Raw genomic sequence first — 24887 nt, 5'->3', positions numbered from 1 at the left:
ACCCTCGTTAAATCAACTCGCTTCTGCCGGCACTGCAGGGGCCGCTTTACGCATGCCAATGACACCCCAGGTCACGCCGATTACCGCAGCGATGACGGAGCCGGACAGCACGCCAAGCTTGGCCGCACCCAGGGCACCTGGGTCTGCGAAGGCCAGGTTGGCAATGAAGATCGACATGGTGAAACCGATACCCGCCAACAGCCCGATCAGGGTAATCCCGCGCCAGGTCACGCCCGCTGGCAATGCACACCAGCCTAGGCGCACCATCAGCCAGCTGACGCTGACGACACCCAAGGGTTTGCCGGCGACCAGCGCCACGGCCACGGCGATCATCACCCAGAATGGCCCGTCGGCTGTCAGGTCGACACCCGACAAGCCGACACCGGCGTTGGCCAGGGCGAACAGCGGCATGATCGCGTAGGCCACCCACGGGTGCAGATTGCCTTGCACACGGGTTACCGGTGGTACCAGCTCACGCTGGGCCAGGCGCAGGTTTTTCAGCGGGCTCATGAGTTGGCTGGCATCGCGCTCGGGCGCTTTGGCGCGGCCCAGCAGGTCATCGGTAAAGCGGCTGACGGCCTCCAGCGGGCGCTCACCAAGCGGCATGGCCTTGACCGGGGTCATCAGGCCGAGCGCCACGCCTGCCAAGGTCGGGTGCGCACCAGTCATCAGCACACCCAGCCAGGTGATGAAGCCAGGGATGATGTAGGCATAGGCCGAGCCGACACCGATCTTCTGCAGGCCGACCACCAGCAGCAGACCCACGGCAGCCACGCCAAGGCCACTGTAATCGAGGCCACCGGAGTAGAAGAAGGCGATGATCAGCACGGCAATGATGTCGTCGATGATCGCCAGCGCCAACAGGAACACCCGCACATTCGAGGGGATCGATTTACCCAGCAGCGCCAGCACACCCACCGCGAAGGCGATGTCGGTGGCTGTGGGCACCGCCCAACCCTGATGGTCGGCAGGGCCATGGTTGAACGCCAGGTAGATCAACGCGGGTACCGCAACGCCACCGACCGCCGCCGCCATCGGCAGCGTGGCCTGGCGCAGGCTGGACAACGCGCCTTCATGGATCTCGCGGCGGATTTCCATGCCGACCACCAGGAAGAAGATGGTCATCAGGCCATCGTTGATCCAGAAATGCAGGGATTGCGAATACACCAGCGAGCCAATGCCGAAGGAAACAGGCGTGTGCCAGAGGGCATCATAACTGTCGGCAGCAGGGGAATTGGCCCAGATCAGGGCCGCTACGGCGGCGATCAGCAGCACGATGCCGCTGACGGCTTCGATGTGCAGAAAGCGCTCGAAATTGGCAAATGCGCGCTGCGCGATTTGCTGCGCGCGAGGCATGACATGTTTTTGCATGGGTGCGACGACTCCCGCAGGCGGCCCGACCTGCGTAGTTATTTAACCTGCATCACTGCTTTGCGCAGCTTAGCACCCGGCCGGCATTCTAGCGGAAAGCGGCGCTTCGTGCACCCCGCGCGGGCGGCTGCGCTGAGCGCCATTGCTCAGGACCGTGGGCAACCCGAGGCGCTGCCCCGCACCGCGCTGGCCAACTTCTGCAGGTTGACCTGCTGAGCGCCGACCAGGCTGCCGACGCTGTTCTGCGCCGAAGTCTGCACCGACGTTCGGCAGGTCATCTCGTTTTGCCCGGGGCGCTGCAGGCGCCATACCGCTTCCAGCAGCGCGTACTGCCCAGGCACCGAGTCGAAGCGCTGCACATCCACCCGCAACACGGTGCGCGGCGTGCCGCCAACCGGCCCGCCCAGCTGGTCCTGCAAGGCGCTGCGGAACTCATCGACCAGGTTGGCGCCCCACCATTCGGTTTCGAGGATCACCAAACCGCTGGAACCCTGGCGTATCACCAATTGCGGCCGATCCACCTGCGGCGGCAGGCTGACTCGCTCGACCAGGATCGATTCACCCGCGCCACGGGTCGGCTGCGCCGCCACCAAGGTGTGGTAATTGTTCGGCGCGCTGCGGCAGCCCGCGATCAGCACCACCAGCGTGGTCAGCAACAGGGTAGGCAGCGTGCGCATCGGCTCTCACTCCTTGGGGCGTGGTCAGGGTTGCACGTCGTCCGCGCCTGCGGCTTTCGGCCGCCCGCGAATCAGCGATTCGGGATGCCGGCCCAGGTAGTCCGCCAGGTCGCGCAGCGAGCGTGACATGCGCTCCAGTTCCTGCAACGTGTCACCCAGTTTTTCCCGTTGCGGCGAGTTTTCGTCGATCGCCGAATTGGCCGTGCGCAGGGTCTTCTGCAGTTCGCTCAGCGTGTTGGTGACCCCCGGCAGCGTCTGCACATCGACGCGCTTGAGCGTGGCGCGCAACTCACGCAGCGTACCGTCGAGGTTGCCGGCGATACTTTCCAGCGGCAGCTTGCCGATACGCGCCACCACTCCCTGCAGCTGCTCCTGAAGTTTTTCCAGGCTGCCGGGCACGGTGGGGATGACGATGGGGTCGGCACTCATGTCGAAGGCGACTTTGGGCGCGTCCGGGTAGAAGTCCAGCGAAATGAACATCTGCCCGGTGATCAGGTTGCCGCTACGGGCCTGGGCACGCAGGCCGTGCTCGACGAACGAGCCGATCAGCTGCCGGGCCCCGGCGGCGTCACCCTCGGTGTGGTTGAACACCTTGAGCATTTTCTGATGCACCGGGCCCAGGCGCTTGGGGTAGATGGCCGCATCGACCACCACCGGGAAAATCTGTTTTTTCGGGTCGTAATCCAGAGTCACCGAGGTCACCTTGCCAAACTCCACGCCCTTGAATTCGACCGGTGCGCCGACCGCCAGCCCGCGCATCGACTGGTCGAAGCGCAGGCGCAGGTATTGCGGGGTGCCGGTAGGCGGCGCCAGGGCAGAATCGCGGTCGGCGAACAGTTCGAAGGCCTGTTGATCGACTGCAGGTTCGGCCACGGCGGCGTATTCGGGCGTACCGAAGGCCAGGCCACCCATGAGGATCGACGACAACGATTGAGTCTCCACTTTCAACCCGTTGGCGCCAATCTGCATGTCGATGCCGCTGGCATTCCAGAACCGTGTGTCCAAGGTTACGAACGCGTCGTAGGGCGACTGCACGAAAATGTCGATGTCCACCCCGCGGCCATCTGGCTTGATGGCGTAGGACACCACCTCGCCCACCGGAATCCTGCGGAAATAGATCGACGAGCCGATATCCAGCGAGCCCAGGTCATTGGCGCTGAGCACAAAACGCTTGCCCTTCTCGCCATAGGTGATCGGCGGTGGCGACTCAAGCCCGACGAAGGTTTTTTCGGGCTTTTTCGACTCCCCGGCATCGGCGCCGATGAAGCTGCCCGAGAGCAAGGTATCAACGCCAGAAATGCCCCCGGCGCCAATGCGCGGACGCACCACCCAAAAGCGCGCGCCTTCGGTGGCAAACGACTCCGCCTCTTTTGACAGTTCGACCTTGGCATCCACGCTCTTGCGATCTGCGGCCAGTTCCACCGACGTCACTTCTCCGATTACCACGGCGCGGTAACGCACCTGGGTCTTGTGCGCCACCAGGCCCTCGCCACTGCGAAACGATATGGTGATCACCGGCCCCTGCTCCATCCAGTTGCGCACCACCAGCGAAGCGCCGACCAGCAGCGCCAGGATAGGCACCACCCACACCAGCGAGACATTCAAGCGCCGTGTGCGTACCTGGGCCTGGCCGGGGCCAGCGCGGTTGTCAGTTTCCAGCGCCATCGCCGTGCTCCCCTTGGTGTGGTTGGTCGTCCCAGATCAGGCGTGGGTCGAAGCTCATGGCCGAGAACATGGTCAGCACCACCACCATGCCGAAAAACAGAATCCCCGGTCGCGGCTCGATCGTGCCCAGCCCATGCAGCTGGACCAGCGCCGCCACCAATGCCACCACCATGACGTCGAGCATCGACCAGTAGCCAATCAATTCGACACAGCGATACAGCTGCGAGCGCTGACGGCGCGCCCACTGGCTGCGGCGCTGGGCGGTGTACAGCAGCAATCCAAGAGACACGAACTTGATCGCCGGCACGCCGATACTGGCGATGAAGATGATCAACGCGATATCCCAGGCGCCCGCCTCCCAGAACTCCAGTACCCCGCCGACGATGGTGCTGTCGCTGCCCTGGCCGAGCATTTCGGTGTTCATCACCGGCAATGCGTTGGCCGGTATATAGAAGATCAACGCGGCGAACAGAAACGCCCAGCCGCGGGTGATGGCGTTGGATTTGCGCCGGTGCAAGGGCGCGCCGCAGCGGTCGCAGTGGTGCTGGCCATGGCGCAGAGCGCAGGCCTGCCCACAGCCGTGGCACAGGCGCAGGTTCAACTGGTCGGCCAACGCCGGCGTGCTCATACCTGCGCCCATAAATCGCGGATATCGCGACCCGCGATGAAGATCAGCAACACGCTCAGCGCCGCCAGGGCGATCAGGCCGATGCCCGGGATCACATCGAGCAGGCCGGCCAACTTGATTACCGCGACCATGGCGCCGAGCAGGCACACCTCCAGCATGCTCCACGGCCGCAGGCCTTCCAAGGCGCGCATGCAGCTGGCAAAGCCAGGGGCGCGGCGCCCGCCCAGCGCGAAGCCCAATACCCAGCACAACAGGGCAATCTGCAGCACCGGAGCGAAGATGATCGCCAGCGCCAGCACCAGGGCGATGAAGGTGATGCTGCCGTGGCTGAGGATCAATACCGAATCCCATAATGTCGCCGAATTGCTGATCCCGCCCATGCTGATGGTCATTACCGGGTAGGCGTTGGCGAACGCCAGCAGCACGCCACCGGTCACGCACAGGGCCAGGCGCTGTTGCACGTTCAAAGGGTTGTGACGGTACAGGACGCCTCCGCAGCGCAGGCACAGTGCACTTTGGCGGCGCTGCAAGGGCGCACGCTGATAAACAGCGTCGCAGTATTCGCAAATGACCACATCATTCGCCTGGGCCATGCCTATCCCCACCGGAAATGGCGCTTACTTGGCAGGCAATACTAGTCAACGGCCAGGCAACCTGCTTTTTTTCGTTGCTCAGACTCCGGTGTTGATTGCCTGGACCGGTCAAACTTGCGCGACAAGGTGCGTCGTCTAAAGTATCAAGTCTGATAAACAGCCGCCGCTGTTCAGGAGCGTGTGAAATGAGCTACCGCCCGCGTGAGCTTGGCAAATACGCACTTGCACTGGCGTGTGCGGCGCTGCTGGACGGCAATGAGGCGTGGGCTGGCGGCATCCTCATTTACGAAGCCGGCCAGGAAGGCAATGGCCTGGCCAATGCGGGCTCCGCAGCGCTGGCCACCGACCCCAGCGTGTTGATGAGCAACCCGGCCGGTATTACCCGGCTCAAGGGCACCCAGGTCAGTGCCAACGCTCAGGTGATCCTCGGCGACCTGCGTTTTTCGCGCGACGGCAATAATCAGTTCGACGGCAACGAGGGCGGCAATTCGCTGCAGTACCTGCCTGGCGCCAGCCTGTTCATCAGCCATCAGCTCGATGAACGCTCCGCCATCGGCTTTGGCATGTACGGCAACTTCGGCCTTGCTTTGGACTACGACGATGATTGGGCCGGCCGCTATTTCACCCAGGAAGCCGCAGTCATTGGCATGTCACTGCAGCCGACCTGGGCCTACAAGTTCACCGACGACCTGTCGATTGGCATCGGCCCGCGCATCATGCTCGGTTACTACCGCACCGAAATGGCCATCAACAACAACCTGCTGGGCCTTGCCGACCGGCCAGACGGCCAACTCGAATACAAGGACACCGATGTCGGGGTTGGCGTCAACCTTGGCCTGCTCTATCAGCTCGATGCCCGCACCCGCGTCGGCCTGGCCTACACCAGCAAGGTCAAGCTGGAGTTCGAGGACAAGCCGCACCTGAGCGACATCAGCAACCACCTCATCAACGTCGCCCTGCGGCGCCTGGATGTCGATGAACTGGAGCTGGACCTCAACGTGCCGCAGACCGTCACCTTCAGCATTGCCCATGAACTGGACGATCAATGGACCTTGCTCGGCAGCCTCAACTGGCAGGACTGGAGCGAATTCGGCGACGTCGGCGTCGAGGTCGACAGCAATGCCGGTGGCACCAGCCGCACCGTCGATCGCAAGTACAAAGACACCTGGCACGCCTCGATAGGCGCGCAATACCAGGCGACCCCACAGTGGCGCTGGAGCATGGGGCTGGGCTACGACAGCTCGGCGGTCGACGACAAGGACCGCACGGTCGACAACCCCATGGGCGAAGCCTGGCGGTTGGCAGCCGGGGTCAACTACCAGGTCGACGAGGGCCTCGACCTGCACCTGGCCTACACCCTGGTCTGGCTCGGCGACATGGACGTCGAGCAGACCAAGGCGCGCTCCGGCAATTCGTTGTCCGGCAGTTACGAGAACAGCGCCCTGCACATCGTCGGCGGCGGCGCGACCTGGCGTTTCTGAGGTGACCCCGCACGGCACCGATCATCGTGAGAAGGAGAAGCTGCATGAACACCAAGTCGTTGGCTGCATCGCTGTGCCTGGCAACGCTCATGCTGCAGGGCTGCGCTAGCAAGTATGTGGAGTCCGATCAGTACTCGGGCTTTCTCAAGGACTACAGCGTCCTGAAAGAAGACAAGTCGCCTTCGGGTGCACCGGTCATGCGCTGGATCAAATCAGGTGTGGACGCCAAGCGTTATCGCAGCGTCTACATCGAGCCCAGCCAGCTCTACCCCAAACCGCAACCGACCGAGAAAGTCCCGCAGTCGACCTTGCAGGGCATCACCGGCTACTACGACCAGACCCTCAAGAACCACTTCTCGCAAGTCCTGCCGCTGGCCACCAGCCCTGGCCCAGGGGTACTGGTGGTACGCCCGGCCATCACTGCCGTGAGCGCCAAGACCAAAAGCCTGCGGCCGTATGAAGTAATCCCGATTGCGTTGGTGGCTGCGGGCATAAGTACCGCCACCGGGATTCGCGATCAGGACACCAGCATCGCCACCGAGGCCGCTTTCCTGGACGGTGATACCAACGAGGTGGTGGCCGAGGTAGTGCGCAAAGGCGCCGGTACCGAACTGGAAAACTCATCACAAGTGATGCAGGCCAAGGACGCCAAGGCCGTGCTCGACGGCTGGGCCAAAGACATGGTCAGTTCGTTCCAGGCCTTGAGAAAATAACCCCCCTACCACTGCAGGGTCGCCCCTGCAGTGGTTACTCAAGGCTCATCCGCGCTCTGCCCTTTCGCCGGTGCCGTGTACCACTTGTCCTGGGGCACCCATTTCTCCTGTGCCGGGTCACCCAGGTAATGCGGCGACATGATCTGCACGCCGTATTCGTTGAACACGTCCTGAATGTTGGCGTGCAGCAGGCTCAACAGCTCAGCGCGCGGCCGCGGCTCGCTGGGCACGGCCTGGGCCACCAGGCGGTATTCGGGGTAGAAGTCCGACAGCCCTGTCTGAAACACCTGCGGCTTGGGTGTGTCGAGAATGCCCTCGGTGCGCTGCGCCGCCGCCACCAGCATCGCTTCCACCTGGCGCCAGGGCGTGTCATAGCCGATGGTCACCACCGTATCGACGATGTAGCCCCGCCCCTGCACCGCACGCGAATAGTTGCGCGTGACGGAGCCGGTGATCATCGAGTTGGGCAAGGTCAGCACCTCGCCCAAACCGGTGCGGATGGTGGTATTGAACATCCCCACTTCGGTCACTGTGCCCTCGTTGTCGCCGACCCGCACGTACTCGCCGGTTTTCAAGGTGCGCGAGTAGGTCAGGATCAACCCCGCCGCCGCCTGCCCGACCATGCTGGAGGCGCCCAGCGAGATCATCAGGCCGAGCAAAACCGACAGGCCTTTGAAGGCATCCGTCCCCGAGCCTGGCAGGTAGGGATAGGCCATCACCAGCGCGAACAGCCAGATGGCCAGCGACGTCAGGCGCACGGTCGGTTGCAGGGTTTCTTCGGTCAGCCAGTTGAGGGTGCCCGGCCGTGCCATGCGCTCCAGCACGCGCCGGCTGAAGCCACTGATGCCACGGGCGATGAAGAAGATCAGGATGGCGACGGCAATTCCCGGGATGGCCTGGAGGATGCCATCGAGCAGGTAACGCAGCAGGTCGAGCAGGTGCACGTTGAGGCTTTCGCCCCACGGCCGGGTGTAGGGGAACTGCGACAGCACGAAACTCAGCCACTGGTAGCCCAGTAATAGGACCACCACCCAATAGAACAGGCTCAGCAGGCGGTCGATGATCCTGTAGACGAATTGCATGTCGAACAGCGGCATCTGCCCGACACGAATCTGTCGCGCCCGCTCGCGCATCAGCTGCGGCAAACGCCCGCGCAGCTTGTGCCGAGCCAGGTGGGCGCCCTTGATCAGCACCAGGAAAATCAGCGTTGCCAGGGCCGACAAGCCAAACGCCTTGAGCAGAAAGTGCAGGTTGCGCGCCTCGCCAGACTCGTCGACCACCTGGCGCAGCACCGCTGCGGCCTGTTCGGCAGCAACGCGGGTATCACTACCGCTCACTTCCAGGTCCTGGGGCGCAACGATGAAAGCACGACGGTTGCCCAGCAGCACGAGGTAGCTGTTTTGCAGCGGGTCGATACTGACCTTCAGTTCGTCGGTGCCCCGCAACGCCTCCTCGATCACCGCCGTAGCCCGCTGCGCCCGTGCAGCCGGCGTTTCTCCAAGAAACGTGGCATGAAAGGTGAAAATGCTGCGATTGGCGATGGTCAGTTCGGCTGGCGTGCCATCGGTATCAACGATGGCCGCGTCATTGCCCAGGCCGATCGCAGGTAGCAGGGCCAGCAGCATCAACAACAGGCGCAATACTGTTGGCCCCATGATCAATCTGGCTCGACAGTTGTCACGGGAGCGCTGGCCGGCCCGTCATCGACCCATTGCCAGAACAGCATGTAACCGACCGCCAGGATCACCGGCCCGATGAACAGGCCGATGATGCCGCCAGCCACCATGCCACCCAGGGCACCGATCAGCACCACCGGCATCGGCACATTCACACCCCGCCCCAGCAGCAAGGGTTTGAGGACGTTGTCGGCCATGCCCGCCAGGATGCTGTACACGGCGAATACCACGCTGGCGACGCTGACGCCTTCGGTGAAGAACACGAAGCACACCACCGGCAAGGTAATCAGCAGCACCGGCAGTTGCATGATCCCCAACAGCAACACCACCAGCGCCAACAGCCCGGCACCAGGGATGCCCATGACCACGAAACCGACGCCCACCAGCACCATCTGCACGAAGGCGATGCCAACCACTCCCTGGGCCACCGCGCGGATGGTCGCAGTGCACAACGCGGCGATCTCTGGCCCGCGCTGCGGCCCGGAAATCCGCGTGCCGATTTGCACTGCACTGCGTTCGCCGTTGTCGCCATAGGCCATGACGATGCCCGAGAGGATCAATGCACCTAGAAACAGCAGGAAGCCCGTGCCCACCCCAGCCAGCTTGCCCAGTACGACCATGCCAAAGCCTTTGAGGTGAGGGGCAACGCTCTGCGTCAGGCTCGTGGCATCGGTCGCCGCCTGTTGCCACAGTTCAAACAATTGAGGCCCGATCAGCGGCCAGTTCTGTACCTCGGGGTTGGCCGGTGGAATGTGCCAGGCGCCACTTTCGAAAAGCTCCAGGCCTGCACGCACAGACTCACCGATGGACACCGCCAGCAGGTAGATGGGCACCATTAGAATCAGCAACGTGACCACCACGATCAGGGTAGCGGCATGCCCGGGCTTCAGCCCTAGGCGATGGCGCAAGCGGTCGTGCAAGGGATAGAAAGTGATCGCCAGGATCACCGCCCAGAGCATCAGCCCAAGGAAGGGGTGGAAGACTTCATAACAGGTGACCACCAGGGCCGCGACCAGCCCTGCACGAATGAGCACGTCCAGCAGCGTCCGGGAAAAATCCCGTTTGACAGGCATAGGTACCATCGTCGTCTCCGTGCAGTGCGGCGAACACTGCTTCACCCTAGTACAGCTCGTTCGCTTTTGCGCTATCGCCAATCCCTTCCTAGTATCAAACCGTTAAAACGTTTGCATCGCGACCGAAGGATGTCTCTGAGCGAGGAGAGTCGAGCATGCTGCCACCCGTTTTTGCACCGCATTACCTCGCCCTGTTGCTGGCACTGGCCAGCGTCACCGCCCACGCCGAGCAAGCAGCGACCGCCGATGACCCACAGCAGATTCGCGTGCTGCTGGCGGCCGAGCTGGAAACCACCCTGTCCAGCCAGATGAGCGGCACCCTGGGCGAGCTCAAGACCCGCTTCGGCGAGCACGTGGCCAAGGGCGCCACCCTGGCCCGTTTCAACTGCAACGAAGCCCAGGCGCGCGGCAAGGTCGCAGTGGCCGAACTGGCGATGGCCCGGCAGAACCTGGAGGCCAAGAAGCAACTGCGCAAGCTCGACGCGGTGGGCGATATCGAAGTGGCCGCCGCCAATACCGAGGTGCAGAAAGCCGACGGTGCGCGCGCAATGGGCGAAGCGCAGATGAGCTACTGCCAGGTGCTGGCGCCGTTCTCGGGCCATGTCGCCAAGGTTTACGTCAAGCCCTACCAGACCGTCAGCGCCGGCACGCCGCTGTTCGACCTGGTGAGTGACGGCGCATTAAAAGTGCGCCTCAATGTGCCGTCCAGCCAGTTGAAAGACCTCAGCCCCGGCCTGCCCCTACAGGTGAGCGTGCACGAAACGGGCAAGACCTACCCGGCCAAGGTCAGCGTAATCAATTCCCGGGTCGATGCCGTGGCGCAGACGGTTGAGCTCGAAGCGCGCTTCGATCAGCGCTACCCCGAGCTGATCGCCGGCATGAGCGGCACGGCGCGGTTCGACCATGACCGTGAATAGGCCGCTGCCGCACCCGCAGCTGTTGCTGCAGCTGGATGCCCTGCGCGACAAGGCCATGGCCGCCGAGACGCTGAACGCGCTGGCATTCAGCATGGCCAACGACCTCTACCCGCTGCTGCCCTTTCACCAGGCGCTGGTGTTCGAGCAAGGCAACAGTGGCCTGGAACTGCTGTGCGTGTCGGGCCTGGCGCGGCCCACCGAGGACTCGCCCTACCTGGTGTGGCTGCGCCGTGCCAGCCGCTGGCTGGGCGGGCGCCTGGTCGATGCGCAGCCCGCCTGGTTGACCCAAGCCAATGCTGCGCCCCCTGAAGACATCGCCGAAGGCTGGGCCGAGTGGTGGCCCGCGGGCTTGTGGTGCCTACCGGTGCATGGCCCTGCCGGCCAACGCCTCGGGGTACTGGTCTTGCTGCTCGAAGAGGCCCCGCCTGCAGCACTGCACCAGCAACTCGAAGGCCTTGTCCGCACCTGGGCCTACTGCTGGAGCGCGCTGACCCGGCGCCGGCGAGTCAGCCGCTGGCGCCCCAGCCGCCGTCAACTGTTGATCACCTTGCTGGTGGCCGCCGGGCTGTTGCTGGTGCCGGTCAGGCAGACGGCGCTGGCACCGGCGCAGATCGTTTCGCGCCAGGCGCAGATCGTCAGCTCGCCAATCGATGGCGTGATCGCCCAAATGCTGGTGCGTCCGAACCAGCCGGTGGAAGCCGGCACGCCGCTGTTCACCCTCGACGAAACCACTTTGCGCAGCCGCGCCGAAGTGCTCGGCAAGGAAGTCGCGGTGGCCGATGCCGAGTTGCTGGCGGCCAGCCAGCGAGCGTTCGACAACCCGCAGAGCAAGAGCGAGCTGACCCTGCTACAAGGCCGTGTCCAGCAACGCCGCGCCGAGCTGGCAGCGGTGCAAGCGCAGCTTCGGCGCACCCAGGTCGTGGCGCCACGCGCCGGGGTCGCGGTGTTCAGCGACCCCAATGACTGGCTCGGCAAACCGGTGTCCACGGGTGAGCGCATCATGCACGTGGCCGACCCGGCGCAACCGGCCATGCAGATCCAGCTGGCGGTAGCCGATGCCATCGCCCTGGAGCCGGGCGCCGAAGTCACCCTGTTCCTCACCGCCTACCCGCTCAGCCCACTCAAGGGCAAGATCCTCGAAACCAGCTACCAGGCCAAGCCCAGCGACGACGGGGTGGTGGCCTACCGCCTGCTGGCGAGTATCGATGAGCAGGCCGAGCATGCGCGCCTCGGCCTGCACGGCACGGCCAAGCTGTACGGCGGCCGGGTCATGCTCGGGTACTACCTGCTGCGCCGCCCACTGGCCTCGCTGCGCGCCTGGAGCGGTTGGTAATGCTCGACCTTACCGACCTGCCGCTGCCGCCGCTGCGCGAGGACCTGCGCCTGTGCGAAGCCGCCGACAGCCGCGAAGGCGAACCGGCGTGGATGATCCACGACACGGTGCTCAACCGCTTCTACCGCATCGGCTGGCTGGAATTCGAATGCCTGCTGCGCTGGGGCCAGACACCGCGCCAGATCAGCGAGCAAATCTCACGCGACAGTGCATTGAAACCGGATGTCGAGCAGGTGTTGGCGTTACGTGGCTTTCTCGAACATCACCACCTGCTGCGCCCCGGCGCCGAGCAACTGGCCAAGTTGCAGGCGGCGAGCGAAGCGCGCACCTGGTCGAGCTGGCGCTGGTGGTTGCACCATTACCTGTTCTTCCGCGTCCCACTGTTGCGCCCGCAAGCCGGCCTGCAGCGACTGGCGGCGGTTCTGGGCTGGCTGTTCCATCCACTTACCGGGGTACTGGTGGTGAGCCTGACCCTGCTGGGCATCATCCTGGTGATGCAGCAGTGGGACAGCTTCACCCATGCCGTGGTGGAGTCGTTCTCCACCGAGGGCTTGCTCAGCTTTGCCCTGGCGCTGGTGGTCGCCAAAACCTTGCACGAACTCGGCCATGCGCTGGTCGCCACGCGCCTGGGCCTGCGCGTCGGGCACATGGGCGTGGCATTTTTGGTGCTGTGGCCGATGCTGTACACCGACACTGGCGAAAGCTGGAAGCTCAAACACGCCAGGCAGCGGCTGGCAATCGCTTCGGCGGGCATCGTTACGGAGTTGTCTCTGGCGGGCCTGGCGACGCTGGGTTGGGCCTTGTGTGACGATGGCGCGCTGCGCAACGCGCTGCTCTATCTGGCCACTACCAGCTGGGTGCTGTCGCTGGCGCTCAATGCCAGCCCGTTCATGCGCTTCGACGGCTACTTCATCCTCAGTGACCTGCTGGACTTTCCCAATCTGCACGAACGCGCCTCGGCACTGGCCCGCACGGCGTTGCGGCGTAGCCTGCTGAGGCTCAACGACCCGTGGCCCGAGCCGTTTCCGGTGGCGCAGCGGCGCCTTTTGGTCGCGTTCGCCTTCGCCACCTGGCTGTATCGTCTGGTGCTGTTCCTCGGCATCGCCGTGGCGGTCTACCTGTTCTTCTTCAAACTGCTGGGGATCGTGCTGTTCATGGTCGAATTGGCCTGGTTCATCGCGTTGCCGGTGAAGCGTGAGCTGAGCCACTGGTGGCAGCAGCGTGCGCGCATTCCGGGGCGGCGCAAGCAGTTGATCTACGCCTGCCTGGGACTGGCCGTGCTGGGCCTGGCGTTGCCTTGGCACAGCCAGGTCGATGCCGTGGGCGTGGCCCGCGTCGAACACCAGCTGCGCGTCTACTCCCCCTACCCTGCACGGCTGCAAAGCCTGCACCCGGCAGGGCCGATCAAGGCCGGCGAGGTGCTCGCCGTGCTCGACGAACCCGACCTGGATTCGCGCCTGCGCAGCAGTGAAGCCAGTGCCCGCAGCTATCAGGCGCGCTTGTCCGGCCTGCTCGCCGACCCTGCCGGGCTGGCCGAAGATGCCGCCACCCAACAGCGCCTGAACGTGCAGAACGAGGAAGCCCGCGCCGCACGTAGCGAAATCGCCCGGCTGAACCTGCAGGCACCGTTTGCGGGTGTCTGGCTAGACCTTGACCCAGACTGGCGTCCCGGCCAGTGGCTGAACCGACAGCAAGCGCTGGGTGTCCTCATCGACCCTGACCACTGGCAGATCGATGCCTATGTGGCCCAGGACCAGGTCCATCACCTGGCCGTGGGCAACGCCGTGAAGTTTTACCCCGAAGGCCAGGCCACGGCACTGCGCGGCAAAGTGTTGGCCATCGGCAGCACCCGCGCCGGGCAGCTGGCCCACCGCATGCTTTCCTCGCATTTTGGCGGCCCGGTACCGACCACCAATGAGCCCCTGGTCCCCAGCAACGCGTTGTTCCAGGTACTGATTGCCCTCGATCAGCCGCTGACCACGGTGCGCGAAACCCGCGGCAAATTGAAGATCGAAGGGGAAAAACGCAGTGTGCTTGGCGAGATGGGCAAATGGCTGCTGGGCGTCGGGCTGCGTGAAAGCGGGTTCTGAACAGTGCCTTTCGGCGCCTGCTCTCCCGCGCAAATGAAACCCGACTACGATTGCTTAAGCCTCGCAACTGGCGTCGAACTTCTGAGCAGGGTACGGAAATGGACATCAATAGCAGAGCCGGCTTTGCCACAGCTTCACGCCCTCGGTCACAGACCCTGGCGCTGGAACAGCGGATTCTCTTCGACGGTGCCGCCGCAACCGCTGTCGACCAGCAGCACCACAGTGACGCCAGCTCCACCGACACCTCGGACACCAGCCACCCCGCGCCTACTGCCAGCGAAGCGCAAACCACTGCCCCAGCGCCCGCCCCACGCAACCTGGTGGTGGTCGATGCCCGCGTGGAAAACCGCGAGCAGCTGATCGCCAACTTGCCCACCGGCACCACCGCACTGGTAGTTGACCCCGGCCAGGACGCCATCGCCGCCATCAGTACGGCTTTGGTTCAGTTGGGCAAGGTCGACTCGATCCAGGTGTTCTCCCATGGCGCCTCTGGCCAGTTCACCCTGGGCAACCAGGTGTTCACCAGCCAGACGGTCGAGCAGTTGGGTGATCGGCTGAGTGCCTGGCGCGGCGAGCTGAATACCGGCGCCGACATTCAGCTGTATGGCTGCGATGTCGGTGCCGGCAGCGCCGGCCAGGCGTTAGTCAATGAGCTGGCCCGCTGGACCGGTGCCGATGTCGGCGCCTCCAGCAATGCCACCGGTAGCCCGCTGGCGGGCGGTGACTGGCGCCTTGAAGTCAACAGCGGCGATGTCGACAAGGCCATCGCCCTGGCCGTCACGACACTCGACCGCTTCCAGGGCCTGCTGGCCGACGCCAGCCCCACCGCCAGCCTGGGCAGCGGCGGCGCCGAGGTGCAACTGGGCGAACAGTTCACCTTTACCGTGAGTTTCAACAACCCCTCGACCCAGGAAGGCTACGCACCGTTCATCGACGTATTCATGCCGGCTACCGGTCGCGACGGCGATGATGGCGCCAGCTTCGTCTCGGCCACCTACCTGGGCCAGACGGTCAACAGCTTCGTGATCACCTTCGATGCCAACGGCAACGCCACCCACCCGCTGGCCAAGGACGCCAGCGGCAACGCGTTGGTGATCAATGCCGCCAGCGTGGGCATGAAGCCCGGCGACCAGATGGTGGTGCTGCAGCTGCCCTACGCCAGCGTCACCAACGGCCAGCCCAGCATCGACATCCAGATCACCGCGCAGCTCAGCAACCTGGCCGACACCACCTACTCCGACGGCGCGCCCAACCTCACCATCAACACCCGCGCCGGCTTCGAATATGGCAACGACTCACTGAACAACCCGGTCCAGGACCCGAGCCTGGTGGAAAGCGCGCTGCACAGCTTCATCGTCACGCCGACCCTGCTGAAGGTCGAGCAAACGGTCAACATGCCCGAAGGCGAAACCGTCACCGGGCCGAACTTCACCCGCACCCAGACCGTCACCGTGACCCCGGCCCCGGGGCAGACCCTGAGCAATGTCACCGTGACCCAGACCGTGCCTGACCAGGTGCATGTCAGCGCCATCACTCCAGGGCCTGGCGGCACCCTGACGTCGGTGACGTTGCACGACGGTACGGTACTTACCGACCCGGCGCTGATCGCCCTGGCACTGGCGAACCCCAACGCCTTCGTCGCTAGCTACGATGTGCACTACGACACCCTCAGCGCCGCCAGCACGACCCAGGTCAGTTTCTATGTGCCGGAAATCGACGCCAACGGCCGGCCTGTGATCGACCCCGCCACAGGCAACCCAACACAGATCAACTTTGGCACTGCCACTGTCACTGGCGACTGGAACCCGCTGGACCCACGCGACCGCCCCACCGACCCGGACGGCTACCCGTTCAGTGAAACCGGCAACGGCCAGGGCGTGACCTTCGTCGCCAAGTCGATCACCCTGCTCAAGCAGGTCAACCTGCAGACCGATGTCGGCACGACCGGCCTTACCCCTGGCGACACCCTGCGCTACACCATGGACGTGGCCATCTCCGACTTCTTCGCCTTTGGCGAGAACATTCTCGAGCAAGGCCAGTTCACCCTGACCGACCTGCTCAGCGACGGCCAGACTTTCGATCCGAGCAACCCGCCCACCCTGTTGATCCAGCAGCACGGCGTGGCGCAGAACATCGCCCTGATCTACACCCAGACGGTGAACGCCGATGGCAGCACCACGCTGGTCTTCGACATTGCCGAGTCAATCCGCCAAGCCATCGCCGGCCCCGGCATAGCGGCGCTGTTCGGTGACCTGTACGACGACACCGTGCAGGAAGGCGCCACGCGCCTGAGCATCGTCTACGACGCGACGATCGACGCCACCTACACCAGCGACCATCCGCCCCACGACCAGCTCAACGAAGGCGACAGCGTCGGCAACAACGCCACGGTCAATGCCACCGTGCTGCGCGACGCGGTCAACCTCGGTGGTACCCAGACCGACGGCTCCAGCACCACCAGCACCATCGACACCTCCACGGTCGACATCGAACTCACCCAGGTCAATGGCGGCAACCCGCCGACCAACGGCGAGCTACGCCCAGGCGACGTGGTGACCTTCACCATCAGCTATGACCTGCTGGTGGCCGACTACGAAAACTTCAAGCTCATCGCCTACCTGCCACTGCCCCTGCTCGACGCCACCGGCATCGCCTGGAGCTTCGGCACCGGGGTCGGGCAATGGACGTTCGGCCTCGGCAATACCACGCTGGATGTACCCGACAGCGTGACCACCGGCCCCGGCAATTCGATCGTCTTCGACTTTGGCAACTACGTGTCTGGCGGCATCAACGGCGCCACCGTGCAGGTGCGCTTCACCATGGTGGTCGGTGACCAGCCCTATGCCGACCAGCGTGAGCTGGACGTGCTGGCGCAGTCGAGCCAGACCACCACGGTCGACAAGACCGTGCTCACCTCGTCGGATGTGGCGGTGATCGAATCGGTCGCCGAACCGGTGCTGGACATCCGCCACGGCGTGGTTTCCAGCAGCAACGGCACGGTCACCGGCACCACCGGCAGCTGGTCCGCCCCCGGCAGCAGCGGCGTGCCGTTCAGCGGCAGCGTCACCAGCCTGGCGGCGGTGGACGGCAATGTCAGCGGCATCGATGGCGCCGACACCCTGCGCCTGGCCACGGCGCTGAAAAACAGCGGTGGCGGCGGTGCGTTCGATGTCAGCACCAGCATCACCCTGCCCGCCGGGCTGTCGTTTGCCGGCGGCAGCCTGGCGGCCGCCAACCTGCAGATCTACCGGGGTGACGGCACCCTGCTGGTGCTGGGCACGGACTACAGCGTCAGCGGCAACACCATCACCTTCCTCGACGCCAATGGCCAGGCCAGCCTGCTGGCCGGCCGCGCCGGCACCGCCAGCGACCTGTCCGGCGCCAACGTGGTGGTGATCACCTATGACGTCAGCGTGGCCAACGCCATTCTCGCTTCCAGTACCCTGCAAAGCACGGCGGCCCTGACCTATTACGCCAGCGTCGACGGCGGCCAGGACTTCACCCCCACCGACCTGGTCGAAGTCGCCAACCAGCAAGTTGCTGCGCCCACCATCAGCAAGACCTACAAGGACGGCAGCCTCAGCGAGGATGATTCCAGCGCCACCCACACCACCGGCAGCAACCTGGTAATCGGCGAAAGCATCACCTACGACATCGTCGTATCCCTGCCTGAAGGTGCCACCGGCAGCCTGCGCATCAATGACCTGATCCCGCCAGGCCTGCGCCTGGATCCGCGTTTCAACGGTAACCTGGGCTATGAAATCATCACCACCACAGCGGGCAGCGGAGCCCTGGCGGCGAACTTCAATGGCGTCCTCAACGTCAATCCGCTGACCCTGGATGGCAGCGACGGTGCCGACCTGATGCTGGTGTTCGCCAGCGCCGGGGCCACGGCCGACAACGTCATCGGCAACAACAGTTTCGTCATCCGCCTGGTCCTGGTGGCCAGCAACGTGCCCGGCAACCAGCAAGGCACAACGCTGAACAATGGCGCGCAACTGGTCTACAGCGACCCCGACGGCGACACCCCCAACGGCACCGCCCCGGTCGACCGCAGCCTCGTCAGCCCTCAACAGCCTGGGGTAAGCATTGTCGAGCCCACCCTCAGCGTCACCCAGCAGGTGACCTCGACCCCGACATTCGGTGGCTTCGATGAGGGCGATACCGTCACCTTCACCATCACCGTGGCCAACAATTCCGGCACCGACGCGTTCGATATCAGCTTGCTGGACATACTGCCGACCCAGATCGACAACCTGGTGATCAGCGGCACCATCCAGTACAACGGCGGCGCCAGCAATAACGGCGGCGTCGATTTCGTCATCCTCAACGGCCAGTTGGTGACCGCCACCGGCGCCAACATCGACATCGCCAACGGCGGCAGCATCGTCATCACCCTGAGCGGCGTGGTCAACGCCACCGCCGCAGGCCAGGCGGCGATCCCCAACAACGTCGACGTGCGCTGGAGCAGCCTGAACGGCACCAGCAACAGCACCGACACAGTCAATGGCGAACGCAGCGGCGACGATGGCCTGCTCAATTCGGGGGTGCTCAACGATTACCGGGTATTGAGCGCCCTGCTGATTCCGGTCACCAACGGCATCCAGGTGTCGCGCGTCGGCGGTGTGTCCGATACCCCGCCCGCCACCAATGGCAGCGGCGCCACCGACACCAGCGGCCTGCAGGAAACCGTCGCAGTTGGTGAAATCGTCCGCTATCGGGTGGCCGTGCTGGTGCCGACCGGCGACAACCCCAGCTACCAGATCCGCATCGAACTGGCCGCAGGCCTGGAATTCATCCCCGCCGATCTCAACAACATTTTGATCGCCATGGTGTCGAGCCAGCTGGGCGGTCTGACCACCGACGCAACCAACCTGCTCAGCGGTGGCACGCTGTACATGATCGGCAACCAGGACAGCGACGTGGCCTTGCCCATCCACACCGACCTGGGTGGCGTGGCGCCCTCCGGCGTTTTCGATGGCAATAACGGTCGGCTGCAGATCATCACCAACGCTGACGGTAGCCAGACGATTACCTTCAGCCTCGGCAACCTGACCAATACCGAAGCCAACGACAGCGATATCGAAGGCGTGATCCTCGAGTTCAACGTGCGCGTCAGCAACGTGACTGGCAACCAGGCCAACACGCAGCTGGGCATGACCGTATTCGAGCATGTCGGCGACAACGGCGGCGTGGACCGTGGCAAGAGCGATACCATTTTCGAGCGGGTGGTGGAGCCGAGCTTCACAGGCATGGACAAGTCCGTCATCGACGTGACGCCGGGCGCCGTGGCCGGCACCACCGACGCCACGGTATCGGTGAGTTTCACCCAGAACGGCGGCGTGCCAGCCTACGAGACGCACCTGGCCGACCAGTTCCCCAATGGCAGCAACTACCAGGTGCAGAGCATCCTGCTCAACGGCGTGGCCCTGGACCTGGGCAACCTGCCTGCAGGCGTCAGCTTCACCGATGGCACGGCCATTGCCGTGGACTTCGCCCGGCTGGCGCCCAACGATACGGTTCAGGTGATCTACACCGTGACACTGCCCAACCAGACCATCGCCGACAACGCCGCCAGCGCTGCCGTGCTGACCTGGACCAGCCTGCCCAGCGACTTCGAAAGCACCGGCTGGGGCGGTTCGCTGCCCGCCACTGCCGGCGGGGCCACCGGTGAACGCACGGGGCAAGATGGTGCGTCCGGCTTGAACAACTACATCCTCAGCGACGGTGCCGGCATGGGCGTGATCCAGGGCACGCTGTGGGACGACACCCGCAGCGCCACGGACAACGTCAGCCCTGACGGGCCTGGCCTGGACGGCATCGGCGTCAGCCTGACCTGGGCCGGTGACGATGGCCAGTTCGGCACCGCCGACGACCGCACCTTCAGCACCGTCACCAGCAATGGCGGCCTCTACCAATTCGCCCTGCTGCCCTCGGGCAGCTACCTGATCGCCGTGGCCCAGGACCACCAGGCCAGCGCCAACAACAACTTCCGGGTGCGTATCGATACCGACACCGGCGCGGCCTTGGGAGGCCTGGGACGGGTCAATGTGGCCATGGGCGAAGGCAGTACCGGCATCGCCGACGCAGGCTACGTGCACATCAACGAGGCGCCGATCAACACCGTAGCCGACCAGCAGGGCCAGGAAGACACCGTGCTGCATATCGGCGGCCTGGCCATCAGCGACATCGACGTCAACGCCGGGAACACGGATGGCATCATGACCATCACCCTGACCGTGGTGCATGGGGTCATCTGGCAGACCGCCACCCCACCCGCCCCAACCGCCACACCGCCCGCCGGCGCCGGCCGTAGTCTGGTGCTGACCGGCACCCTGAACCAGTTGAACGTGCTGCTGAGCCAGCTGTATTACAAAGGCGACCAGGATTTCAACACCTTCCGCGATGCGGAAACCCTGACCATGGTCACCAACGACCAGGGCAACTTCGGCGACGCACCGCTCAACGGCGACGGCATCCCCGGCCAGAACCCAGGCGACGCGCTGAGCGACACCGACGTGATGAACATCGTCATCGACCCGGTCAACGATGCGCCAATCGCTCATGACGACCTGGCCATCGCCGTGGAAGCCGGCGGCTTGAACAATGCCGACCCGGGCGTCAACCCGACCGGCAACCTGCTGGCCAACGACACCGATGTCGATATCCAGACTAACAATGACGTGCTCACCGTGACTCGTATCGCCAGCAATATCGTGCCGGCGGGTGTGGCGGTGCCGGCCACCGGCGTCACGGCCATACAGGGCCGCTACGGCACGTTGCTGATCACCGCGGGTGGTGGCTTCCAGTACAACGTCGACAACGCCAACCCCGAGGTGCAGGCACTGCGCACGGCGGGCAATTTCATCAGCGATTTCTTCGGCTACGACATCGTCGACAGCGGCGGCCTGACCAGCAGCGCGATACTGCAGGTGAATATCCACGGCGCCAACGATACCCCGGTAGCCATCAGTGACGCCGCCACTGCCATCGAGGCCGGCGGTACCAACAACGCCACACCCGGCCAGGACGCCACCGGCAATGTGCTGACCAACGACACCGACGTCGATTCGGTGGCCTTGGGTGAAACCAAGCAGGTCACCGCCGTGCGTTACGACGGGCCCGGGGGCGGTCGGATCATCCCCGTCGCCAGCGGCCAGGCAACCAGCGTGCAGGTGAATTTCGGCACCCTGACCATCAATGCCGATGGCAGCTACCGCTACGTCATCGACAACAGCAACCCCGCCGTGCAGGCACTCTCCCCCGGCCAGACGCTGACCGAGGTGTTCACCTACCAGATGGCCGACACCGGTGGCCTGAGCTCGGTGAATATCCTCACCATCACCGTGCAGGGCGCCAACGATGCGCCGGTGGCCGTGGACGACGTGGGCAGCGCCAGTGCCGGGGCCAGCGATGGCAGCCCGGCGCCGGTCAATGCCAGCGGTAACGTGATTACCGGCAACGGCGGCGTGGGCACTGACACCGACGTCGACAACCTCGACCAGCCGACCGCCACGCAACTGAAGGTCGATGGCGTGCGCAGCGGCCTGGAGAGTACCGGTGGCGCCCTCAGCCCGGTGGCCAACGGCGCACCTGCGGCGATTACCGGCACGGTAGCGCGGCTGGCCGACAGCAGCCTGATCAGTGGCAACTTCGGTCAACTGACCCTCAACGAAGACGGCACTTACAGCTTCGCGGTCAACAGCGCCGACCCGGCGATCCGCGCGCTGAGCGCCGGGCAGAGTCTGCAGGTGATCTTCACCTACCAGATCCACGACAGCGGCGGCCTGACCGACCAGGCGCAGTTGGTGATCACGGTGACCGGGGTCAATGACCCGCCCGTGGTCAATCCAGTCAGCATCGATGCCATCGAGGCCGGTGGACTGAACAACGCACAACCCGGCCTGGACCCAGCTGGCAGCATACGCACGGCCTACAGCGACCCGGATGGCGATACCCTGACCATCAGCGGCGTGGTCAGCCCGAACGGTATCAGCGGCACCCCGGGCCAGGCGCTGGCCGGTAACTACGGCAGCCTGGTGCTCGATGCCCAGGGCAACTTCAGCTACGTGGTGGACAATAGCAACAGCGCGGTACAGGCCCTGCGCACCGATGCCGACCAGCTCACCGAGGTGTTCCAGTACAGCGTCAGCGATGGCAACGGCAAGGTCGTCACCGCCACCTTCACCGTGGTCATCCATGGCCGCAACGACACGCCTGTCGCCGCCGATGACAGTACCCTCGCCATCGAGGCTGGCGGGGTCAACAACGGCACGCCCGGCCAGCCAGGCAGCGGCAACGCGCTGGGCAACGATACTGACGTCGATGCCGGTGACAGCAAGACCCTCGACGGCATCTACCTCGGCACCCTCGCCGCTGGCGGCACCTTCATCCAGGTCAATGCCGGCGCCACCGTGGTGGCCGGTACCTACGGCACGCTGAGCATCGACGCCAACGGCAACTACGTCTACACCGTCAACGACAGCCTGGCCGCCGTGCAGGCGCTCAAGGCCGGCGAGCAGTTGCGCGAGACCTTCAGCTACCGCATGCACGACACCGACGGTGCCAGCTCCCAGGCGCAGATCAACATCACCATCGAAGGCCGCTACGACACCCCGGTGGCCAATGACGACTTTGCCTACGCGGTGGCCGTGGATGACGACGGTACTGGCGGGCGCAACCCCACCGGCAATGTGCTGAACAACGACACCGACGTCGATGCCAACGACACCAAGGCGGTTACTGCCGTGGGCGTGGGTGCCGAGAGCAGCAACCCGGTCCTCGACCCGCTGACCGGCAGCGCGACCGTGACTACCAACTTCGGCACGCTCACGCTCAATGCCGACGGCAGCTACCAGTTCGTGGTCAATTCCAACGACCCCACCATCATTGCCCTGGGCCCGCTGGGCTTCGTCATCCAGCGCTACACCTACCAGGTCACCGACGGCGGCGGGCTGAGCGATACCGCGACCCTGACCATTTTCATCCGCGGCGAAAACCAGCCACCGGTCGCTGGCCCCGACCAGGGTCTGGCCGTCGAGGCCGGCGGCGTTGACAACGGCATCCCGGGCAGCGACCCCAGCGGCAACGTGATGGACAACGACAGTGACCCGGACACCATCAACATCCTGTTCCCGGAAACCCTGGAGGTGCTGGCGTTCTGGAGCGGTGACGGACCGCTGCCGAACGATGCCAGCGTGGTCGGGCAGACCTTGCGCGGCCAGTACGGCGACCTGACCGTCAATGCCGACGGCACCTGGAGCTACGTGCTGGACAACAGTTTGCAGGCCGTGCAGCAGCTGCGCACCAGCGGCCAGACACTGGTCGACAACTTTACCTATCTGCTATCGGACATATGGGGCGGCACCGCCAACGGCCTGCTGACCATCACCATCGACGGGCGCAACGACTACCCCGTGGCCAATGACGACATCGCCAACGCCGTCGAAGCCGGTGGCGTGAACAATGGCACCCCCGGCCTAGACCCGCAGGGCAACGTGCTGGACAACGACACCGACGTCGACGGCGTGCAATACGGCGAGAGCAAGACGGTGCTGCAGTACACCGGCGAAAATGGCCAGACCGCCAGCGCCGGGCAGGTGCTGCAGGGCCTTTACGGAACGCTGCTGATCACCGCTGACGGTCGCTACCAGTATGTCGTCGACAACAGCAATCCGACCGTGCAGGCCATGCGCAGTGCCGGCGAATCGCTCCGGGAAGTGTTCACCTACCGCATGCGCGATACCGCCGGCATCACTGCCGATGCCCGTTTGACCGTGACCATCCAGGGCGCCAACGACAACCCGATAGCTCGCGACGACAGCAACACCGCCAGCGACCAGGTACCGGCGCCACACACCAGCGGCAACGTGCTGCCCAACGACAGCGATGTGGATGGCGGCGACGTGCTGACCGTGACCGGCATCCGCAGTGGCCAGGAAGTCGGCACCGGCAATGCGGGCGTCATCGGCCAGCCGATTGCCGGCCAGTACGGCACCCTGGTGCTCAACGCCGACGGCAGCTACACCTACACCATCGATTTGAGCAACCCGGACGTGCTGGCAGCTGCGGGCCTTGGGCAGGTGCTCAAGGACTATTTCACCTACACCATTAGCGACCTGGCCGGCGCCACCGATGAGGCCCAGCTGATCATCACCCTGGATATCTCCACCCCGTACATTCCACCGGGCCCGTATTTCGACCGCGATAGCCAGGGCCGGCTGATCAACCTGCCGCTGCCCGACGTGAGCCCGGCGATCTTCGTCGCGCCGGTAGTCGAGCGAATCAACCAGGCCCTGAGCCTCTCCGCCTGGGACGCCGATGGCAGCGATGTGCGCCTGTTCGCCACCCCCGAAATCGAAAGCCTGTCGCTGGGCAACGGGCTTGGCCTGGTCCCGGGCCAGTTCGTTGCCAGCGCGGTGGCCGAGAGCCGGCGCGCCAGCCTGGAAGACCAGTACTGGATCGACGGCCGCCACGGCGTCATCAGCCTGACCGCCGACGGCCTGCTGCCGGACCCTTCGCTGTGGGCGCCCGTGCCCACCGACATGGTCGCGCCAGCGGAGCAACCGCCACCGCCCGCGCGCGGCTTCCGCGCGCAGTTGCGTGAAGCGGCCCAGCGCCGCGGCAGTAACGCCCCATGAAGCTGATACATTCGCCGACGGACCAAGGAC

The 24887-nt window shown here is 64.7% G+C and carries 13 protein-coding genes; 6 read left to right on the top strand and 7 right to left on the bottom strand.

All coding sequences use genetic code 11. The annotated features are described in order from the left end of the window. Nucleotides 1-12: 12 nt before the first annotated feature. From nhaA to ACIPZF_RS02595, 5 genes are all read right to left on the bottom strand, one after another. Complete coding sequence (nhaA, locus tag ACIPZF_RS02615) at nt 13-1371, bottom strand: Na+/H+ antiporter NhaA (RefSeq protein WP_400794926.1); 1359 nt, start codon at nt 1369-1371, stop codon at nt 13-15. Between the two features lie 146 nt (nt 1372-1517). Then, the gene (locus ACIPZF_RS02610) at nt 1518-2048 is read right to left on the bottom strand and encodes a membrane integrity-associated transporter subunit PqiC (RefSeq protein WP_400794924.1); all 531 of its coding nucleotides are present in this window, start codon (nt 2046-2048) and stop codon (nt 1518-1520) included. Nucleotides 2049-2072: 24 nt separating this feature from the next. Next, nucleotides 2073-3713, bottom strand: coding sequence for an intermembrane transport protein PqiB (locus tag ACIPZF_RS02605; RefSeq protein WP_400794922.1), 1641 nt, complete (start codon nt 3711-3713; stop codon nt 2073-2075). Further along, nucleotides 3697-4341, bottom strand: coding sequence for a paraquat-inducible protein A (locus ACIPZF_RS02600; RefSeq protein WP_400794920.1), 645 nt, complete (start codon nt 4339-4341; stop codon nt 3697-3699). The genes ACIPZF_RS02605 and ACIPZF_RS02600 overlap by 17 nt, the downstream gene beginning before the upstream one ends. Then, complete coding sequence (locus ACIPZF_RS02595) at nt 4338-4934, bottom strand: paraquat-inducible protein A (protein WP_400794918.1); 597 nt, start codon at nt 4932-4934, stop codon at nt 4338-4340. The genes ACIPZF_RS02600 and ACIPZF_RS02595 overlap by 4 nt, the downstream gene beginning before the upstream one ends. Nucleotides 4935-5119: 185 nt before the next feature. Here ACIPZF_RS02595 and ACIPZF_RS02590 point away from each other — a divergent pair, with 185 nt between their 5' ends. Then, entirely contained in the window at nt 5120-6415 is a 1296-nt protein-coding gene (locus tag ACIPZF_RS02590; protein WP_400794916.1) for an OmpP1/FadL family transporter, read from the top strand. A gap of 44 nt (nt 6416-6459) precedes the next feature. Next, a complete protein-coding gene (locus ACIPZF_RS02585) occupies nt 6460-7128 on the top strand; it encodes a DUF3313 domain-containing protein (protein ID WP_400794914.1) in 669 nt (222 codons plus the stop codon). 38 nt (nt 7129-7166) lie between these two features. Here ACIPZF_RS02585 and ACIPZF_RS02580 read toward each other — a convergent pair whose 3' ends face one another. Together ACIPZF_RS02580 and ACIPZF_RS02575 are read right to left on the bottom strand one after the other, a co-directional pair. Then, nucleotides 7167-8783: a mechanosensitive ion channel family protein gene (locus ACIPZF_RS02580; protein ID WP_400794912.1), complete on the bottom strand. Its 1617-nt coding sequence runs from the start codon at nt 8781-8783 to the stop codon at nt 7167-7169. Nucleotides 8784-8785: 2 nt separating this feature from the next. Continuing rightward, complete coding sequence (locus tag ACIPZF_RS02575; RefSeq protein WP_400794910.1) at nt 8786-9886, bottom strand: AI-2E family transporter; 1101 nt, start codon at nt 9884-9886, stop codon at nt 8786-8788. Between the two features lie 146 nt (nt 9887-10032). On the opposite strand from ACIPZF_RS02575, the gene ACIPZF_RS02570 reads away from it, so the two are divergent. The 4 genes from ACIPZF_RS02570 to ACIPZF_RS02555 all read left to right on the top strand — a co-directional run bounded on the left by ACIPZF_RS02570 (nt 10033) and on the right by ACIPZF_RS02555 (nt 24857). Further along, nucleotides 10033-10794 carry an efflux RND transporter periplasmic adaptor subunit gene (locus tag ACIPZF_RS02570; RefSeq protein WP_400794908.1) on the top strand — a complete coding sequence of 254 codons (762 nt, stop codon included), beginning with the start codon at nt 10033-10035 and terminating at the stop codon, nt 10792-10794. Beyond that, complete coding sequence (locus tag ACIPZF_RS02565) at nt 10781-12127, top strand: efflux RND transporter periplasmic adaptor subunit (RefSeq protein WP_400794906.1); 1347 nt, start codon at nt 10781-10783, stop codon at nt 12125-12127. The genes ACIPZF_RS02570 and ACIPZF_RS02565 overlap by 14 nt, the downstream gene beginning before the upstream one ends. Then, nucleotides 12127-14217, top strand: coding sequence for an HlyD family efflux transporter periplasmic adaptor subunit (locus ACIPZF_RS02560; RefSeq protein ID WP_400794904.1), 2091 nt, complete (start codon nt 12127-12129; stop codon nt 14215-14217). The genes ACIPZF_RS02565 and ACIPZF_RS02560 overlap by 1 nt, the downstream gene beginning before the upstream one ends. Before the next feature lie 98 nt (nt 14218-14315). After that, nucleotides 14316-24857 carry a VCBS domain-containing protein gene (locus tag ACIPZF_RS02555; protein WP_400794902.1) on the top strand — a complete coding sequence of 3514 codons (10542 nt, stop codon included), beginning with the start codon at nt 14316-14318 and terminating at the stop codon, nt 24855-24857. Nucleotides 24858-24887 lie beyond the last annotated feature (30 nt).

This window comes from Pseudomonas sp. NPDC089752, assembly GCF_044748725.1.
Taxonomy (GTDB): Bacteria; Pseudomonadota; Gammaproteobacteria; order Pseudomonadales; family Pseudomonadaceae; genus Aquipseudomonas.
The sequence above is the reverse complement of the archived record's forward strand: the minus strand, read 5'-3'. Positions and strand labels throughout refer to the sequence as shown.

Coding starts and splice junctions, on each gene's coding strand:
- ACIPZF_RS02555 (WP_400794902.1), top strand. CDS start 14,316: ATGGACATCAATAGCAGAGCCGGCTTTGCCACAGCTTCACGCCCTCGG.
- ACIPZF_RS02585 (WP_400794914.1), top strand. CDS start 6,460: ATGAACACCAAGTCGTTGGCTGCATCGCTGTGCCTGGCAACGCTCATG.
- ACIPZF_RS02590 (WP_400794916.1), top strand. CDS start 5,120: ATGAGCTACCGCCCGCGTGAGCTTGGCAAATACGCACTTGCACTGGCG.
- ACIPZF_RS02595 (WP_400794918.1), bottom strand. CDS start 4,934: ATGGCCCAGGCGAATGATGTGGTCATTTGCGAATACTGCGACGCTGTT.
- ACIPZF_RS02560 (WP_400794904.1), top strand. CDS start 12,127: ATGCTCGACCTTACCGACCTGCCGCTGCCGCCGCTGCGCGAGGACCTG.
- ACIPZF_RS02570 (WP_400794908.1), top strand. CDS start 10,033: ATGCTGCCACCCGTTTTTGCACCGCATTACCTCGCCCTGTTGCTGGCA.
- ACIPZF_RS02610 (WP_400794924.1), bottom strand. CDS start 2,048: ATGCGCACGCTGCCTACCCTGTTGCTGACCACGCTGGTGGTGCTGATC.
- ACIPZF_RS02600 (WP_400794920.1), bottom strand. CDS start 4,341: ATGAGCACGCCGGCGTTGGCCGACCAGTTGAACCTGCGCCTGTGCCAC.
- ACIPZF_RS02565 (WP_400794906.1), top strand. CDS start 10,781: ATGACCGTGAATAGGCCGCTGCCGCACCCGCAGCTGTTGCTGCAGCTG.
- nhaA (WP_400794926.1), bottom strand. CDS start 1,371: ATGCAAAAACATGTCATGCCTCGCGCGCAGCAAATCGCGCAGCGCGCA.
- ACIPZF_RS02605 (WP_400794922.1), bottom strand. CDS start 3,713: ATGGCGCTGGAAACTGACAACCGCGCTGGCCCCGGCCAGGCCCAGGTA.
- ACIPZF_RS02580 (WP_400794912.1), bottom strand. CDS start 8,783: ATGGGGCCAACAGTATTGCGCCTGTTGTTGATGCTGCTGGCCCTGCTA.
- ACIPZF_RS02575 (WP_400794910.1), bottom strand. CDS start 9,886: ATGGTACCTATGCCTGTCAAACGGGATTTTTCCCGGACGCTGCTGGAC.